The following is a 15,944-nucleotide window of genomic DNA, read 5'->3' as shown; positions in this document are numbered from 1 at the left end:
CGTGCCACCGCGTCTATTCCTTGATGCCGACCCCGCAGTACTGGTTCACGTCCTCGCCCGGTTCGCCGTCCGGGCGCCACCGGTTGCAGGGGACGACGCCCGGCTCCAGCAGGCGCAACCCGTCGAAGAACCCGGCGATCTCTGCCGAACTCCGATACTTGATCTTCGGGGTGCCGCGTTCGTTCCAGAACTCGACGATGCGGTGCGCCTCGGCGGTGTTGATGTCGTGGCATCCGTGCGCGATCGCCAGGTAGCTGCCCGGTGTCAGCTCCGCCACGAGCCGGCGGACCACGGCGCGGGCCGTCTCGTCGTCGCGGATGAAATGCACGATCCCCAGCAGCGTCAACGCGATCGGCCGGGAGAAGTCGAGAGTCTCCCGCGCCGCCCGCAGAATCGACTCGGGATCGTTGAGGTCGGCCTCGACATAGGTGGTGGCACCCTCGACGGCACCCGAGAGCAGCGCCCGGGCATGCACCAGGACCAGCGGATCGTTGTCGACGTAGACGACCCGCGTCTCCGGTGCCACGGCCTGCGCGACCTGGTGGGTGTTGTCGGCGGTCGGCAGGCCGGTGCCGATGTCCAGGACCTGCCGGATCCCGGCGTCGCGTACCAGATGCTCCACCGAGCGCCGCAGGAATCTCCGGTCCTCCCGGGCGAGCGCGACGATCGACGGCAGCATCCCGGCGATGGCGTCTCCCGCCTCACGGTCGGCCCGGAAGTTGTCCTTGCCGCCCAGCCAGTAGTTCCACAACCGCGCCGAATGCGGAGTACCGGTGTCCAGATTCGTCGCCGTCGGCTCGGCCATGAGCGTCCTCCCGGTCCACAGTGCACATCGACGGCGCTCATCATGCCAGGGACGTCGCCACCCTTTGCGGTGCCGCTCCACCCGGGTGCCTCCGTAACGTCGCAAGGTCCGCACCCGCACCGAGGCCGCCCGCTACGCCATCCGCCACGGTTTCGGCAGCTGACCGCCGGGGCGGCGCATGCCAGACTGACGGGAAAGGGGGTGCCGATGATCAGGCAGGACTTCCTGGAGACGGCTGCGGTCGCCACCACGCTGCTGGGCGTACCGGCGGTGGGCCGGGCATGGGACCAGTCCAGCGCCCTGCGCGAGTTCCGGATCCGCGGCCTGGCCGGTCACCTGGCGAGTCAGGTCACCGTCGTCGCAGCCGTGCTGGACTCGCCTCCACCGGCCACGCCGCCGATCTCACTGCTCGACCACTACGGTCGGTCGACGTGGACCGACGGTGACATCCGCAGCGACCTCAACACCGGGATCCGGGAGGCCGGCGAGCAGACCGCGGCCGTCGGTCACACGGCCCTGCACGAGCAGACCGCGGCCGCTCTCGCCGATCTGCGTGGGCGTCTTCCCGCTCAGCCGCCCGACCGGGCCGTCGCGCTGCCGTTCGGTCCGTGGGCGCTCACCCTCGACGACTTCCTGGCCACCCGCATGCTCGAGATCGCCGTGCACTGCGACGACCTGGCCGTCAGCCTCGGCATCCCGACCCCGGCCCTGCCCCGGTCGGCGAGCGACACCGTCCTCGCCCTGCTGTGCCGCTGGTCCGCGGCCCGCCACGGCGACACCGCCCTGCTCCGGGCACTGGCCCGCGCCGAACGCGCCCCCGCCACCATCACCGCCCTCTAACCGCCCGGCTCCCACCGCCCTCTAACCGCCCGGCTCCCACCGCTGTCTTACCGGCTGGCTCCCACCGCTGTCTCACCGGCCTTGAGACAGCGGCAGCAGCCAGCCAGACCGGACCGGCTGGCTCCCACCGCTGCCTCACCGGCTCTGAGACAACGGCAGGAACCAGCCAGACCGGACCAGCTGGCCCTCACCGCTGCCTCAGCAACGCTGAAACAGCGGTGGCAACCAGCCAGAGCAGGCCGGCTGGCTCTCACCGCTGCCTCGGCAGCGCTGAGACAACGGTGGCAACCAGCCAGAGCAGGCCGGCTGGCTCTCACCGCTGCCTCGGCAGCGCTGAGACAACGGTGGCAACCAGCCAGAGCAGGCCGGCTGGCTCTCACCGCTGCCTCGGCAGCGCTGAGACAACGGTGGCAACCAGCCAGAGCAGGCCGGCTGGCTCTCACCGCTGCCTCGGCAGCGCTGAGACAACGGTGGCAACCAGCCAGAGCAGGCCGGCTGGCTCTCACCGCTGCCTCGGCAGCGCTGAGACAGCGGTGGGGGCCAGCCGGGGTGGGTCAGGCGGCGTGGCCGGTCTGGGCGGCGTGGGCTATGGCGCGGCGCAGGACCGCGACCGACACCGTGAGATCGCCGGCCATGTCGGTCAGCCCCAGTTCGATCCACTCGCGGATCAGCTGGGAGTAAGGGATGCCGGCCTGGTCGGCGGCGGCCCGGACCCGCTGGGCCAGCGCCGGCGGGACCCGGATGCCGAGCGGCACCATCGGTTCGGTCTCCGGGGCCGGGGGCAGCGTCACCCTCGTACCCTCGTGGTAGGTGACGTCTCCGGCGGCGAACGCCGCCGCGGCCGCCGAGATCTGGTCGTCGCTGTACTGATGGCTCATGACGCGTCCGCCTCCCATGCCTTGAACCGCACCAGTTCCTCCGGGGTCATCTCGCGGGCACCGATGATCTGCTGCCGGTGCCCGCCGAGCAGCCGCACGGCGACGACGAGCGGTCGGCCGGTGCCGGTGCGCCCGTTGATGGTCAGGAAATGCACTCCGGCGCTCTCCGCGGCCAGCGGCAGGCGCCGCTGGGCCGAGAGCACCTGGGTGACTTCCTGCGTCTCGATGTCACGCAGACGCGCCAAGGCCTCGGTCAGCCATTCGTACCCCACACGGCCAGCGTAAAACGATTGTCAGACGGCGTCCATCGGCCGCGTTGTGACAAGACCGTGTTTATTTGCTGGTAGACAACCATCCGTGGCGGACGACTACTTCACCATCGCGCTGGAACCGGCCGGCGGGAGCGCGACGTCGGGTGTCCTGCTCGCGGGCGCGTTCGACATCGGCACCCGCGAGGACCTGCGCAAGGCTCTGCTCGACCTGATCGGCGGTGACCCCGGGTCGCGGATCACCGTCGACCTCCGGCGGGTGACGTTCATCGACTCCGAGGCGATCAACGCCCTGATCGAGGGTTTCCTCACCGCCGAGCGGGCCGGGGTCACGTTTCGGCTCGCCGGGGCGCGGGGCATCGTCGACCGGGTGCTGCGGGTGGTCGGTCTCGACCACCTCCTGGACCCGCCGGAAAACGGCGGTGATCCGGAACAGGTGTGAACGGGCGCTAACCTCGGCACGCGGGAGCACGCGGGAAGCACGCGGGAGCACGCGAGAGCACGAGGAAAGGGCCACGGGGTCTTGGGGAACGGGGACGACCTGCGGCTGCTGCGCGCGTACGAGCCGGTGGCCAGGTTCACCGAGGGTGAGTACTTCTTCCCCGTCTCGGTCGAGCGGTACGTCGGCCGGGCCAGCCTGTGGCGTCACGAGCCCGGGCAGGGGCCGGTGCAGATCGCCGCGCCCGGTGACCTGAGCCTCGACGGGCTCGCCGCGGCCGGCGGTGCCGAGCAGGGCCTGGGTTACGCGCTGTCCGGCATCGGCACCGGCGACAAGCATCTCGCGCACATCCCGCTGCGGGACCGGCCACCGCACCTGTCGCGGTCCAGCCGTCTCGGGGCGGTCGGTCTCACCGGGCGGATGGTCGACACGCTCAACCGGTTCTCGCTGTTGTTCCGGGGCAGTGTCCCGGGGGGTTCGGCGGCGCGTTCCTTCCTGTTGCAGCGCGACCACCTGGAGACGAGAGAGCCCACCTACTACGGGCGGGTGGTGCGCGACGGGTCGTGGATCGTCTGCCAGTACTGGTTCTTCTACAACTTCAACAACTGGCGGTCGGCGTTCGGCGGGGTCAACGAGCACGAGGCCGACTGGGAGCAGGTGACCGTCTTCGTCGACGCGGCCGCACCGGACGGGCCGGACGGGCTGCCGTCGCCGTCGTGGGTGGTGTTCTCGGCGCACGACGAGGTCGGCGACGATCTGCGGCGCCGCTGGGACGACCCGGACCTGACGACCGTCGGCGGCCGGCATCCGGTGGTGTTCGTCGGGGCGGGCTCGCACTCCGGGGCCTATCTGCCCGGCGACTACCTGATCACGGTGCGGCCGCCCCGGCTGCGCGGCCTGGTCGGGGCGCTGCGCTGGTCGGCGCGGCTGCTCGCGCCCTGGTCGCCGGAGGACCAGAGCAACGTCGGCATCCCGTACGTGGACTACGCGCGCGGCGACGGACGTGCGGTCGGACCCGGCCAGTCCGAGCAATGGCACCCGGTGCCGATCAACGACGAGACCGGCTGGGTGCGCGACTTCCGCGGGCTGTGGGGGCGGGACACCCGCGACCGGCTCGGCGGCGAACGCGGGCCGGCCGGGCCCCGCTACGGGCGCGACGGGACGGTCCGGCCGGCGTGGGCGGATCCGGTCGGGTGGGCGGGGCTGGCGAAGGTCGTACCGGATCAGGCCGAGGAGCGGCGGCTCGTGGCGATCCGTACCCAGCGTGATCTTGATCGTCTCGCCGAGCTGGACGATGAGATAGACGCCCTGCGGATGGAACTGACGGTGGCCGCGGCGGGTCTGCCCGCCGCAGCGCCGGAGGTCCGGGCGCTGGCCGCCCGGGAGCAGAGGCTGCTCGGGCTGCGGATGGAACGCACCCGCCTGGCCGACGAGTTGCGCTGGGCGGCCGCCGAGCCGGTCGCCCAGCATCCGCACGCGCATCTGCTGCACCGGCGCCTGCCGATCGAGCAGGTCGCCGGATTCCTGGGCCGTGCCCGGTCGTGGTGGGCGGTGCTGAGCACTCCGCTGATCCTGCTGGCCATCGGGGCCGTGGCGGCGCCGCCGCCGGTGTCCGGTCAGCAGACCGCGCTGATCCTGCTGCTGGGGATGCTCGTGGTGGAGGGCCTGGTCCGGGGCAAGTTCCTGGCGGTGGTGCTGCGGATCCTGCTGGCCTTCGTGCTGATCATCGCGCTGGCGGTGGTGTGGCTGGAGGGCCGCTACGTGGTCACCTCCATATTCACCGCGGCCGCCCTGCTGGTGCTGCTGGTCAACGTCCGCGAGGCCACCCGGCGCTGACAGGCTGTCATCGCCGGGTGGCCGCCGCGAGCGGGGTCCTGGAGGCCGGTCAGGGTGTGGGGAACTCCTTCTCCGGCCGGTCCTTCATGTAATCGGCGAGCGTCTCGTAGACGGCCGGGTTCACGATGCCGTGCGACATGCGGTCGGTGTGGGCGGCCCAGTCGGGGTTGGCCAGGTAGCCGGCGACGACCAGGTCACGGGTGCCGGCGACCAGGGCGGCCGTCTTGTCGCTGTCGGTGGTGCCGGTCTTGCCGAACACCGGGTGCCCGACGACGCTGCGGACCTGCGGGGCGGTGGAGCCGCCACAGTTGCCGAGCTGGGCGCGGTCGCCGACCGGGCATCGGGCCGCGTCGAGGGCCTTGCGGGCGACGTCCTTGGTGGTGGCCCGGGAGCAGGCCGACTTGCCGGTTTCGATCTCCGCGCCGCCGGCGGTGGTGATCTGCTGGATCGGGGTGGGCTCGCAGTACATGCCGTCGGCGGCGAGCGTCGCGTACGCGTTGGCGATGTCCAGCGGGGTGGACGCCGAGACGCCGAGGCTGAAGGCACCCCACTCGTGCGCCTGGGCCGGATCGTCGGCTCGTGTGGCGTCGTCCGCCGACCGGAACCGCACCCCGAACCGCTTGGCGACGGCCACCACGTTCTCCGCGCCGGCCCGCTCCTGCAGCGGGATGAAGTACGTGTTCACCGACCTGCCGAAGCCGGTCCACATGTTGAAGTTGCCGGACTCCGAGGCCGAGGCGTTGCTGGGGCAGTAGTAGCCGTCACAGCCGGCCGGGGCCGCCGAGTCGAGATAGCGGGACTTGTAGCGCTGCGGCGAGTAGATGGTGGTGTCCAGGCCCATGCCCTTCTCCAGGGCGGCGACCATGGTGAACATCTTGAACACCGAGCCGGCCTGGTAGCCGGGGACGTCGGCGCTGCCGGTGATGATCGGGTTGGTGGTGTTCGGATACGTGCCGCGGATCCCCTCGCGGGCCTCGTCCGGGTTCGACGACAGCCGGTTCTGCGGGTTCTCGGCGTCGTCGATCTTGAATTTGCGGTTCGTGGCGAGCGCCCGCACCGCGCCGCTGCCGGGCTCGACGGCGGCCAGCATCAGGGCGTTCTGGCTGGTGTCGGCGATGTGCTCGGTGACCCGTTTGCGGGCCGCCGACTGGGCGTCCAGGTCGAGGGTGGTGACGATCCGGTAGCCGCCGCTCTTGAGCAGGCGCTCGCGGTCGTACGTCGTCTCGCCGAACGCCTCCTGGTCCAGCCACCAGCGGTAGAAGTAGTCGCAGAAGAAGCCCCAGTGGTTCTTGGCGACCGACACGCAGCCCCGGCTGGGCCGCTTCGCGGTGCGCGCCACCTTCTCCTTCTTCGCCTCGGCACCCTGGGCGGCGGTGATCTGCCCGAGGTCGACCATGTTGTCGATGATGTAGTCGCGCCGGGCGACGGCCTGCGGGTAGCCGCCCTCGGTGGTCGGGTCGAACGCGGTCGGCGCCTTCACCATGCCGGCCAGGAGTGCGGCCTCGCCGACGGTGAGGTCGGCCGGCTTCTTGCCGTAGTAGACCTGGCTCGCCGCGTTCACCCCGTAGGCGCCGTTGCCGAACGGCGCCATGTTCAGATACCGCTCGAGAATCTGCTGCTTGGACAGGTCTTTCTCGACCTGCATCGCATACTTCATCTCGTTCAGTTTCCGCTGGGCGGTGTCCTTGGTGGCGTTCACCACTTCCTGCGGATCGGTGGTCGAATAAGCGAGCGCCATCCGCACGTATTGCATGGTCAGCGTGGATGCGCCCTGCTTACCGCCGCCCTGGTTGTTGTTCACGAATGCGCGGGCGACACCTTTCAGATCGACGCCGTTGTGCTCGTAGAACTTGTGGTCCTCGGCGGCGATGATCGCGTCCTGCATGCTCTTGGACATCTGCGCCAGCGGCACGTCACTGCGGAACTCGTCATACATCAGCGCGATCTGCGTCTTGCCGTCCGACGCATACACCCGGGAGACCTGCGGCGACGACTGCTCGACGAGCGCCGGCGGCAGCTCGCCGAGCTCCTCCGCGCCCGCCTTGGCCGCCAGCCCGGACATCGCGACGGCCGGGAAGGACGCCGCGGCGACCACCAGACCGGCTATCAGGCCGCAGGTGGCGAGGACTGCCACACTGCGAAGGACACGACGTTCAGGAACTGGCATTCCGGTATTCACTCCACTCAGGCTAACGAGCAGGAACGGCAACGTTCAGGGTTAGGGAAATCCGTCACACGCGGTATCCCGGAACAGCGTTGCGCAAACCTGTGGGCAGCCTGGGAAATGGCTTTGAATCAGCGGGACCGGATCATGGCGGGCCGGTCGGGCACCCGCCCCGGACCGCCGATCAGCCGCCGGTGATGCTCCAGTGCCACGCCTCGGACGGCAGGTTCACGAAGCCGTACTCGGCGGCGTTCTTGGTCATCCACGTGAACGCCCTGCTCTTGCGGGTCAGCGTCCGGCCGCCCGACGTCACGTCCACCGCCAGGCCGATCTCGTGCAGCGACCGGCCCGGGATCGCGGTCGGCACCCGGCACGACGACGCGGGGGCGGTCCAGACGTCCGGGCAGCCGTTGATCACCCGCAGCTCGATCTGCCGTTCCTTGGTGCGGAAACCGCCGCCCGCCAGCGCGACGCCGTCGGCCTTCGCGTCGTCGACCATGCGCTTGAAGGCGTACGCGATGTTCCGGTGCACCGTCGTGCCGTACACGTTGGTGGTGTCGGCGACGCTGAAGACCGGCCGGACCTCGGCGACGACGCTGCGGCTGATCGCGGCCGCCTGGGCGGCATAACCGGCCGCGGTGCCGGCCGTGGCGATCCGGTTCTGGGTCTGGGCGATCGCCCGGGTGGTCCGGCCGGTCGCGGCGAGCGCGCCGGCCACGGCGGACGTGGTGGTACCGGCCAGCTTCTTCGCGGCCCGCAGCTCGGCGGCCGCCTGGTGCAGGCGGGTCCGCCGGGTGTCGCGTACGGTCGTCGCCGCGGTCACCGCCCGCTTCGCGCGGGCGATCGCGGCGTTGCTGCGGGGCCGCTGCTTCGACTGCCGGGCCACGGCGTTCTTGGCGTCGGTGAGCGCCCGCTCCGCCGACTTGAGTTTCTCGTGCACGGCCGCGTGCCCGGCGGTCGCCGTGGCCAGCCTCTTCTGCGCGGCGGCGCTCGCCTTCTGCGCCTTCGCCGCGTCGGCGTTGCGCTTCTTCAGGTCGGCCTGCTGCCCGGCGAGGGTGGCCCGCAGCTGCGCCATCGTCGCGTCGGCGGTGAGGCTCCGGTACATCAGGCTCGCGTAGGACTTCGCGACACCGGGCACCGCGGCCTGCGCGGTCCCCGGCGTGCCGGCCACCGGCGCGACACTCGCGAGGGTCAGGGCCGCGGCGGCGACGAGACGGAATCCACGGGTGCGCTTCTTCACCGGGCGTACGCTCCTCAAGCTCAGTCGGCAGTGCGTATCCGACTGTGCGGAGCGGAGGGTGCGATCAGGGCCCGGTCGAAGTGCGGAACGGTTGCACCGGTCTATCCGGCGGTGAGCCTGCCCACCATCGAGTGCGCGGCAGCGGTGACCAGCGCCCGGTCGTAGGTGACCACGTACTCGAACTGCCGGTCCGCGTCGGCGCCGGTGTCACCCAGGTCCAGCGCCATCAGAGCGGCCGACGTGTGTGCCCCGAGCACCACCACCGTCCACTCCCCCGCCAGCGGGTCCCCCGGCGTCAGGGCGGCGCCGCGGACACCGGGCGCCGGCGATCGCGGCATCCCGACCCCGAGCGCCGCGACGAACGGCAGCCGCTCGGCCAGCTCGGTGAACCGCCGCGCCGTCGAGGGCCGGAAGAACCGGACGTCCTCGAAGGCGGCCAGCACGACCGGCGACACACTCGCCTCCAGGGCCATCAGTTCCAGCGTCTTGGACACCGGGACGAGCAGATGCTTGGGTGCGTGCCGGACCCGGCGGCCGGCACCGAGCAGCTGGTACGGAGTGGCCCCCAGCGCCGCACCGATCGGGCGGGCCGCGAACCGCTCCGGGACGGACACCGACGGCACGAACTCCCTCTCACCGCGGCCCCACAGCCAGCCCTGACCCAGGGTGGCCCCCAGCACCTCCGCCCGGACCAGGTCGTCCGGCGTCTCGATGCCCTCGGCGACCACCTCGGCGCCGGCCTGCTCGGCGTAGGCACGGACCGCACCGGCCACCACCACGGTCGCCGGGTCCTTGACCGTACGCAGGAGTTTCAGGTCGAGTTTGACCACCTCGGGCCGCAGCAGCGGGATGAAGGCCAGCGACTCCGGGTGCACACCCACGTCGTCCAGGGCGATCGCACAGCCCGCGGCCCGCAGCTCCTCGGCCCCGGTGAGCACCCCGGACAGGTCCTCGGCCAGCGCCCGCTCGGTGATCTCCACGACCACCTGCACGTGCGCGGCCCGGGACGCGAGCGCCTCCAGGACGACGTCGCGCCGCCGGGTCAGCGTGCTCGGCTCCAGGTTGACGAAGAGCGTCACCGGCCGGCCGTGTGACAGGCGGGCCGCGTCGGCGAGCGAGGCCCGCAGCGACGCCCGCTCCAGGTCGGCGAGCCGTCCGGCCTCGCGGGCGGCACCCAGCAGCGCCATCGGCGACGGCCATCCGGAGTCGGCGGGCGCCCGCAGCAGCGCCTCGAAGGCCGGGACCGCCCCACTGTCCAGGTCGACGAACGGCTGATAGACGCAGTAGAGCCCGCCGTCGTCCCGCAGGAGGACGTCGAGGCCGATGCGGCTGGCGGTGTCCGTGGAACTCACCAACCACCTATCGGCAACCGGGTTGCTCCCCTGAGCCGGGCGCCGCTCCCATCACCGAGAGGACATCGGGGGCGGGCGCCTGCCCCGGCGTCATCCGGCTTCGCCGTGGCGGGCGATCGCGAGCAGGAGTCCGACGGCTCCGGCGAACGCGCCTCCGCCGGTGAGCACGGCCGCCGGCAGATTGGTGCCGGAAGCGTGGGACAGCCAGCCCGCGATCACGCCGGCGATGCCCGCGACGAACAGCACGAGCAGCAGGCGGGTCCGTTGCGGACGGTCCGGGCGCTGACGGCGACCGGTGAAGGCGGAGGGCTGGGAGGCGTCGTCGTTCATCACTACCCCAAGGTTTGGAAGCGGCTACCGCCAGTGTTTATTCATGCCCTTGAAATTTTCCACAGCTATTCACGGACGGCTGAAATTCCCCGGCCAACCTGCCAGGTACCTGTCTGCCAGGCAGCATGATCGGCCGATATTTTCCCTGGTCGGCGTGTTCCCCATCCAGATCACCAGGCGACGGTATAAATTCACCATGTGAATACGACATCGTCGCCGGTTCAGGACGGCGTACCCGAACTTCTTTCCCTGCACCCGATTGCCAACCGATGCCAGTCCGGCAGTTGCCCGACGATCTATCTGACCGGCAATGGAACAGCGGTGGTGCAGGGCTATACCATCTCGGCGAATCGGACCGGCGTGGACGTGGCCGACGGTGAGACGCTCGTGGAGATCCCGCTCGAACTGCTCACCGAGGCACTGAAGAACCTGCCCTGACCCTCGCGACCCGAACCGACAGCCGGAAAGAGGTAGCGGACTGACACTCACCGACGGGATCCCCGATGACGAGGACGAGCCGGTCGGCTCGGCCATCGCCAGACTGCGCCGTGCGAGCGGCCTCCGCGGCATCGAACTCGCCGCCGCAGTCGGTATGAGCCAGCCGAAGATCTCGCGGATCGAGCGGGGCCACGGAACGCCTGATCCCCGGGACATCGGTGTCCTCGCCCGCGCTCTCGGCGCGGGCGAGGACCAGGCGCAATCCCTGGTGGAACGCGCGGAACGGCAGCACGGCGGTATGACCGACTGGCGGCCGGCCGCGGCCGGGATCGCCGGGCGGCAGAAGACCATGGCGGAGTGGGAGTCCGCAGCGAGTAACCTGCGGATCTTCGATACGGCGCTGGTTCCCGGTCCGCTACAGACAAGCGGATACGCCACTGCCGTGTTCCGTGAGATCTGGCAATATCACCTGCCCTCCATCGGAGCCCTCACCGAGCGGGCACTCCTGGAAGCGGTGTCGGCACGGATCAAGCGCCAGGAGGGTCTGGCCGACACCGCCAAGTCGTTTCGTTTCCTCGTGGGCGAGTCCGCCCTGAAGCCGCGCACTATCTCGCCGGTGGAGATGCTGGCTCAGATCCAGCACCTTCGTGAGGTCGAAGCCCGGCACGACAACGTCAGCATCGGTGTCATCCGCGACGGCGCTCCTACCGTCCCCCAGATGCACGGCTTCACGCTTCTCGACGACAAGCTCGTCGTCGTCGAGCTTTTCAACACCGGTCTGACCTCCCGGGGCCGCCGGGATCTGGAGGCCTACCGGCAGGTCTTCGACCGGCTGGACGAGCACGCCGTCGACATCGCGCCGATCCTCGACGAGTATCACGCCCGCTATGTCGATCTGCTCCGCGGGCCCTCGGGCGCCTGAGAGTCAGGCTCCGCTGCAAAGACCGGTGCCGTTCCAGTTGTCGACGGTGGCGTACGCCCACAGGGTGCCGTCGCCGGGCAGGGTGACGGTGCGGTTCGGGGTCTCGGCGCAGTCGCGGGCCCTCTCCACGGTGGGCCAGCCGCCCAGGGTGAGCTTGTAGTCGATGGTGGCGCCCGGGGTACCGGCCAACTGGATGCGCCAGGCCGGAGTGCCCGTGCCGTCCCAGGACGTCCGCATCCAGCGCATCGCCCGCACCGACGCCGGATCCCAGTCGGGGCGGCCGGTGCCCAGGGCGGACAGGGTGCCGGCGAGATGGACCGGGGCGGGCGTGCCGGTGGGCACGGCCACGTCGACGATCACCGCGGATCCGGTGCAGACCGTGCACTCGCCGCCGGGGGTGCCGGTCGCGTCGTGGATCGTCCGGGCCACGTCGATCAGGCCGCCGCCGATCGGGTACGCGCTGTTGTACCACCCGCCGCCCAGGGGCAGCCGCCGTGCGTCGCGCATCAGATAGTCGCTGACCTGGGCGGGTGTCAGGTCGGGGCGGCGTGACAGCAGGAGGGCGACGGCCCCGGAGACGTAGGCGGCGGCCTGGCTGGTGCCGCGCATGACCCCGTACGCGTCGCCGGACGGCTCACGGGCGCCGGCGTCGACGGTCGACAGCACCCGGTGGGCGGGGTCGTTGTCGCGCCAGTAGCCCCACCCGCCGGGCGCGGCCACCTCGACGGTGTCGCCGTGGTTGGAGTAGGACGCCAGGTACCCGTCGTCACCGGTGGCGCCGACGGTGACGACACCGGCGCAGTTGGCCGGGTGGTAGTCGGCGGCGTCGGCGGCGGCGTTCCCGGCCGACACGACCACGCTCGCCCCGCGGGACAGCGCCTTGTCCACCGCGGCCTGCAGGGTCGGCCCGCACGGCCCGTACCCGCCCAGGCTCATGTTGATCACGCGAGCGGGGGTGGGATTGACCGGTGCTCCGGGGACGGGGTCGCCGGCGGCCCACACGATGGCGTCGGCGATGTCGGAGTCCAGGCCGCCGCAGGTGCCGAGGACGCGGACCGGCTGCACCCGGGCGGCGGGGGCGACGCCGGTGACGCCGATGCCGTTGTCGCGGACCGCGGCGACGATGCCGGCGATGTGGGTCCCGTGCCAGCTGCTGGGCGAGAACGCGGTGGCGCCGCAGTCGCCCTCGTCGTTCCAGTCGCCGGGGTCGCGGGCGTCGCCGTCGCGGCCGTCGCCGTCGGCGGTGTTGGCGGGGTCGGCGATGAAGTCGTAGCCGGCGACCAGGTTGGGCGTGAGGTCGGCGTGCGGGCGGATGCCGGTGTCGAGGACGGCCACGGTCACGCCGCCACCGTCGGCGCCGGTGTCCCACGCCTCGTCGACGCGCAAGGCGCTGTCGGTCTGGCCGTAGACCTGCCAGAGCGGCCACTGTTCGCCGTAGCGGGGGTCATCGGGCGTGGACGTGCGGGCGACCGGCAGATCCGGCTCGACCGATGCGACGCCCGGGGACGCGGCCAGTTCCGCCATGAAGGCGCGGGCGCCGGCGGCGTCCAGGGGCCGCCCGGCGCGGACCACCTCGCCGCCGGTGGCGAGGGTGCGGGTGCCGGCGACCGAGAGGGCCGCCCCCGGTTCCGGCGTGACGATGAACGAACGGTAGGCCTGCCCCTCCCGCAGGCCGTCGGTGGCGACGACCGGTGCCGCGGACACCGGGCCGGCCGTCACCGCCGGCGGCACGAGCCCGCACATCATCGCCGCGAGCAGCGCGATCGTGCGTCGATGCCGTTCCATCTCGATCCTCCCGAGTAAGCAAGATCTTGCTTTGACTGCAAGAACTCTCAGAGACATACCCGGTGGAGAGTGGTCCTATTACGAGGGCAGGTCAATGACGAAGGCCATGATCAAGGGGAATGAGACCGCTTCCAGCGAAATTGAATGCGTTCTGAGCTGCTATTATGAAGTGAACAAAAACATCTCGACGGATTTCAGGTGCCGCGAAACAATGCGGGCACAGAGCGCCGGACGCAGCTGCAAGATGTTTCTGAAGCGCCGGAAGCCGCGCTGGCCGGATCCCGTTGATATACGGCTCGATGGCCACTGTGCCGAGCCGCCGGCGCTACCTAGGTTTCGGGCATGTCAGTTGTCGTCCCCCTGCTCATCGGGGTCCTCTATGTCTTGCTGAGTTCACTGCTCCCCGATCGGCATCGCCGTCCGTTCAACGCGATCATGGTGGCCGGAGCCGGCGCCGCCTACCTCAGCGGTGGTGGGCTCGGCGGGGCCGAGGTGGTGTTCGCGTCGGTCATGGCGTTCGTGGCCTACCGCGGGCTGACGTCCTGGCGATTCATCGGCCTCGGCTGGCTGCTGCACACCGCCTGGGACGTCGTGCACCACCTGCGCGGCGAGCCGATCCTGCCGTTCGACCACGGCTCGTCGTTCGGATGCGCGATCTGCGACCCGGTGATCGCCCTGTGGTGCCTGGCCGGCGGTCCGTCGCTGAGCACGATGACCGGCCGGTTGCGGCCCCGGCGGACCGGGGCCGCACCGTGACCCGGCCGGGTCACTGCGTCTGGGCCGCCACGTCCTCGGCGGTCAGGCGGCCACGGTCACCGGCCGGTGCGAGCGACCGGGCCGCCCGCGGGTCGGCCGGGCGCCGCAGGTGCCAGCCGGTCACCGCCTGGTAGGCGGCCACCACCGCGAGCAGGCGGTCCTCGTCGTACGGTGCGCCGCCCAGGATCGTGCCGACCGGGACGCCGGCCGCGGTGAACCCGATCGGGAACCCGATCTCCGGCAGCCCCAGGATGTCGAACGGCACCGGGCCGGTCTGCACCACCACGTCACAGCGCCCGAAGATCTGGTCCAGCACCCGTTCCAGCAGCAGCAGCTTGGCCCGCTGGCCGGTCAGGAACTCGCCCGCCCCGAGCAGCGCCCCCTGCAGCCAGCCGGTCACCGACACTCCGAAACCACGCAGGTCGGTGCGCAGGTAGGGCATGAACGGCTCGGACCGTTCCGGCAGGCGCACGTTGTTGAACGCGGGTCCGGTGAGCAGGTCCCACTCGTCCGGGAGCGGGACGTCGACCAACCGGACACCGTCGATCGCGTCGATCGCGGCCAGGAACGCCTGCCGCTCCGGCGTGGTCGCGTAACCGGGCGGCACCCCGATCCGGGTGTTCCACCGGGCACGGACCCGGCCGCGCGACCGCACCGGGGTGGCCGCCTCGATCAGGTCCGGCACCGGCGGGAGGCCCTGCGTCCGCGGGTCGGCCGGGTCCTCGCCGGCCATCGCGGTCAGCATGATCGCCGCGTCGAGGGCGTCCCGGGCGAGCGGGCCCGGATGGTCCCGGGTGTAGCTGAGCGGGATGATCCCGGCCAGTGACACCCGGCCCATCGTGGGTTTGAGGCCGGTCAGGTTCTGCGCGTTCGACGGGGCGGTGATCGAGCCGCCGGTCTGTGTGCCGGTGCCGGACGCCGCCATCCGCCCGGCGACCGCCGTGGCCGTGCCGGTCGACGAGCCGCCCGGATCGGTGCCCGGATCCGCCGGGGTCCACGCGTTCACCGTGGTGATCCGCCCGTCCGGGATGGTGGCACGGGTGATGGCGAGCGGGCCCATCTGGGTCTTGCCGAGCACGATCGCGCCGGCGGCCTTGAGGCGGGCCACCGCGGTCGCATCCGAGGGCGGCACGAAATCCCGGAACAGGTAGGAGTTCGCGGTCGTCCGTACCCCCGCGGTCCAGTAGTTGTCCTTGATCGCCAGCGGGATGCCGTGCAGCGGCCCGGTGTGCCGCCTCTTCGCCGCGGCCGCGGCGGCGGACCGGGCGCCGTCCGCCAGGACGGTGTTGAACGCCTGATAGACCGGGTCGAAGGCGCCGATCCGGGCCAGGTACGCCTCGACCAGTTCGCCCGGCGACAGCCTGCCGTAGCGGATCATCCAGGCCGCCTCGGCGACGGTGAGCTCGGTCGGGTCGGCGAGCGCCTCCGGGCGCGGCCGCACATAGGCACCGGCACCGAAGCGCGGGGTTCCGCCGGCCCAGGCGGCGGGTGCGGGCAGTGCGGCGGTTCCGGTGGCCGCGGCGGCGGCGATCGCGGCGGTACGGGTGAGGAACAGCCGCCGGTTCGTGGTGCTCACGATCGCCATGCCGTGCTGATCGACGGGTAGAGCATGGGCGCCGGCTGCTGCGAGTGCGCGCCGGCCTGTGCCGGATCACTGCCCGCCGGGGCCGGCAGCCGGTAGGCGGCGAGCGTGGTGACGCTGCCCCGCAGGAACGCGCGCAGCGAGGCCAGCACCGAGTCGCGGCCGGGCGATCCGGTCACCGGGTCGGCGGTGGTGCCGGGCGGCAACTGGTCCAGGTCGATCCCGAGCGACGCGAGCCGGGCCCGGATCATGGTGTCGAGTTCGGCGTCGGTGGGTGGTGTGACAGCCATGTGGATCACTCTTGGATC

The 15,944-nt window shown here is 71.3% G+C and carries 16 protein-coding genes; 6 read left to right on the top strand and 10 right to left on the bottom strand.

Annotated features, from left to right (window positions below; genetic code table 11):
- Positions 1-13 precede the first annotated feature (13 nt).
- Positions 14-805 (bottom strand): SAM-dependent methyltransferase, encoded by a 792-nt coding sequence (locus tag BC793_RS15155; RefSeq protein ID WP_109593164.1) that lies wholly within the window; start codon positions 803-805, stop codon positions 14-16.
- A 207-nt stretch (positions 806-1,012) separates the two neighbouring features.
- Between BC793_RS15155 and BC793_RS15150 the strand changes: the two genes are divergently transcribed.
- Complete coding sequence (locus BC793_RS15150; protein WP_203896216.1) at positions 1,013-1,645, top strand: maleylpyruvate isomerase N-terminal domain-containing protein; 633 nt, start codon at positions 1,013-1,015, stop codon at positions 1,643-1,645.
- A gap of 554 nt (positions 1,646-2,199) precedes the next feature.
- On the opposite strand, the gene BC793_RS15145 is transcribed toward BC793_RS15150, so the two are convergent.
- Together BC793_RS15145 and BC793_RS15140 are read right to left on the bottom strand one after the other, a co-directional pair.
- Positions 2,200-2,523: a hypothetical protein gene (locus BC793_RS15145; protein ID WP_109593162.1), complete on the bottom strand. Its 324-nt coding sequence runs from the start codon at positions 2,521-2,523 to the stop codon at positions 2,200-2,202.
- Positions 2,520-2,795 carry a hypothetical protein gene (locus tag BC793_RS15140; protein ID WP_109593161.1) on the bottom strand — a complete coding sequence of 92 codons (276 nt, stop codon included), beginning with the start codon at positions 2,793-2,795 and terminating at the stop codon, positions 2,520-2,522. The genes BC793_RS15145 and BC793_RS15140 overlap by 4 nt, the downstream gene beginning before the upstream one ends.
- Positions 2,796-2,880: 85 nt before the next feature.
- On the opposite strand from BC793_RS15140, the gene BC793_RS15135 reads away from it, so the two are divergent.
- Together BC793_RS15135 and BC793_RS15130 are read left to right on the top strand one after the other, a co-directional pair.
- Positions 2,881-3,234 carry an STAS domain-containing protein gene (locus BC793_RS15135; RefSeq protein WP_158319261.1) on the top strand — a complete coding sequence of 118 codons (354 nt, stop codon included), beginning with the start codon at positions 2,881-2,883 and terminating at the stop codon, positions 3,232-3,234.
- An 81-nt stretch (positions 3,235-3,315) separates the two neighbouring features.
- A complete protein-coding gene (locus BC793_RS15130) occupies positions 3,316-5,067 on the top strand; it encodes a hypothetical protein (RefSeq protein WP_109593159.1) in 1,752 nt (583 codons plus the stop codon).
- 49 nt (positions 5,068-5,116) lie between these two features.
- Here the strand turns inward: BC793_RS15130 and BC793_RS15125 are convergent, their stop codons facing one another.
- The 4 genes from BC793_RS15125 to BC793_RS15110 all read right to left on the bottom strand — a co-directional run bounded on the left by BC793_RS15125 (position 5,117) and on the right by BC793_RS15110 (position 10,153).
- On the bottom strand, positions 5,117-7,234 hold the full coding sequence (locus tag BC793_RS15125) for a transglycosylase domain-containing protein (protein WP_109593158.1): 2,118 nt from the start codon (positions 7,232-7,234) through the stop codon (positions 5,117-5,119).
- Between the two features lie 181 nt (positions 7,235-7,415).
- A complete protein-coding gene (locus BC793_RS15120) occupies positions 7,416-8,471 on the bottom strand; it encodes a M15 family metallopeptidase (protein ID WP_239170045.1) in 1,056 nt (351 codons plus the stop codon).
- 101 nt (positions 8,472-8,572) lie between these two features.
- Positions 8,573-9,823 (bottom strand): sensor domain-containing phosphodiesterase, encoded by a 1,251-nt coding sequence (locus BC793_RS15115; RefSeq protein ID WP_158319260.1) that lies wholly within the window; start codon positions 9,821-9,823, stop codon positions 8,573-8,575.
- Between the two features lie 90 nt (positions 9,824-9,913).
- The gene (locus BC793_RS15110; protein WP_109593156.1) at positions 9,914-10,153 is read right to left on the bottom strand and encodes a hypothetical protein; all 240 of its coding nucleotides are present in this window, start codon (positions 10,151-10,153) and stop codon (positions 9,914-9,916) included.
- 198 nt (positions 10,154-10,351) lie between these two features.
- Between BC793_RS15110 and BC793_RS15105 the strand changes: the two genes are divergently transcribed.
- Positions 10,352-10,591 (top strand): hypothetical protein, encoded by a 240-nt coding sequence (locus BC793_RS15105; RefSeq protein WP_239170046.1) that lies wholly within the window; start codon positions 10,352-10,354, stop codon positions 10,589-10,591.
- A 40-nt stretch (positions 10,592-10,631) separates the two neighbouring features.
- Positions 10,632-11,513: a Scr1 family TA system antitoxin-like transcriptional regulator gene (locus BC793_RS15100; protein WP_109593155.1), complete on the top strand. Its 882-nt coding sequence runs from the start codon at positions 10,632-10,634 to the stop codon at positions 11,511-11,513.
- Positions 11,514-11,516: 3 nt separating this feature from the next.
- Here BC793_RS15100 and BC793_RS15095 read toward each other — a convergent pair whose 3' ends face one another.
- Positions 11,517-13,298 (bottom strand): S8 family serine peptidase, encoded by a 1,782-nt coding sequence (locus BC793_RS15095; RefSeq protein ID WP_109593154.1) that lies wholly within the window; start codon positions 13,296-13,298, stop codon positions 11,517-11,519.
- 342 nt (positions 13,299-13,640) lie between these two features.
- Here BC793_RS15095 and BC793_RS15090 point away from each other — a divergent pair, with 342 nt between their 5' ends.
- Positions 13,641-14,054, top strand: coding sequence for a DUF6010 family protein (locus BC793_RS15090; protein WP_109593153.1), 414 nt, complete (start codon positions 13,641-13,643; stop codon positions 14,052-14,054).
- 10 nt (positions 14,055-14,064) lie between these two features.
- Here BC793_RS15090 and BC793_RS15085 read toward each other — a convergent pair whose 3' ends face one another.
- Positions 14,065-15,639 (bottom strand): amidase, encoded by a 1,575-nt coding sequence (locus tag BC793_RS15085; protein ID WP_109593152.1) that lies wholly within the window; start codon positions 15,637-15,639, stop codon positions 14,065-14,067.
- Positions 15,627-15,926, bottom strand: a complete 300-nt coding sequence (locus tag BC793_RS15080) for a hypothetical protein (RefSeq protein WP_109593151.1) — start codon at positions 15,924-15,926, stop codon at positions 15,627-15,629. The genes BC793_RS15085 and BC793_RS15080 overlap by 13 nt, the downstream gene beginning before the upstream one ends.
- Positions 15,927-15,944: the final 18 nt, after the last annotated feature.

Origin of the sequence: Actinoplanes xinjiangensis (assembly GCF_003148685.1) — a bacterium.
Lineage (GTDB): Bacteria > Actinomycetota > Actinomycetes > Mycobacteriales > Micromonosporaceae > Actinoplanes > Actinoplanes xinjiangensis.
The sequence above is the reverse complement of the archived record's forward strand: the minus strand, read 5'-3'. Positions and strand labels throughout refer to the sequence as shown.

Excerpts from the sequence above, each read along its gene's own strand:
- BC793_RS15090 (WP_109593153.1), top strand. The coding sequence starts at position 13,641 with ATGTCAGTTGTCGTCCCCCTGCTCATCGGGGTCCTCTATGTCTTGCTG.
- BC793_RS15085 (WP_109593152.1), bottom strand. The coding sequence starts at position 15,639 with ATGGCGATCGTGAGCACCACGAACCGGCGGCTGTTCCTCACCCGTACC.
- BC793_RS15110 (WP_109593156.1), bottom strand. The coding sequence starts at position 10,153 with ATGAACGACGACGCCTCCCAGCCCTCCGCCTTCACCGGTCGCCGTCAG.
- BC793_RS15150 (WP_203896216.1), top strand. The coding sequence starts at position 1,013 with ATGATCAGGCAGGACTTCCTGGAGACGGCTGCGGTCGCCACCACGCTG.
- BC793_RS15095 (WP_109593154.1), bottom strand. The coding sequence starts at position 13,298 with ATGGAACGGCATCGACGCACGATCGCGCTGCTCGCGGCGATGATGTGC.
- BC793_RS15145 (WP_109593162.1), bottom strand. The coding sequence starts at position 2,523 with ATGAGCCATCAGTACAGCGACGACCAGATCTCGGCGGCCGCGGCGGCG.
- BC793_RS15080 (WP_109593151.1), bottom strand. The coding sequence starts at position 15,926 with ATGGCTGTCACACCACCCACCGACGCCGAACTCGACACCATGATCCGG.
- BC793_RS15155 (WP_109593164.1), bottom strand. The coding sequence starts at position 805 with ATGGCCGAGCCGACGGCGACGAATCTGGACACCGGTACTCCGCATTCG.
- BC793_RS15125 (WP_109593158.1), bottom strand. The coding sequence starts at position 7,234 with ATGCCAGTTCCTGAACGTCGTGTCCTTCGCAGTGTGGCAGTCCTCGCC.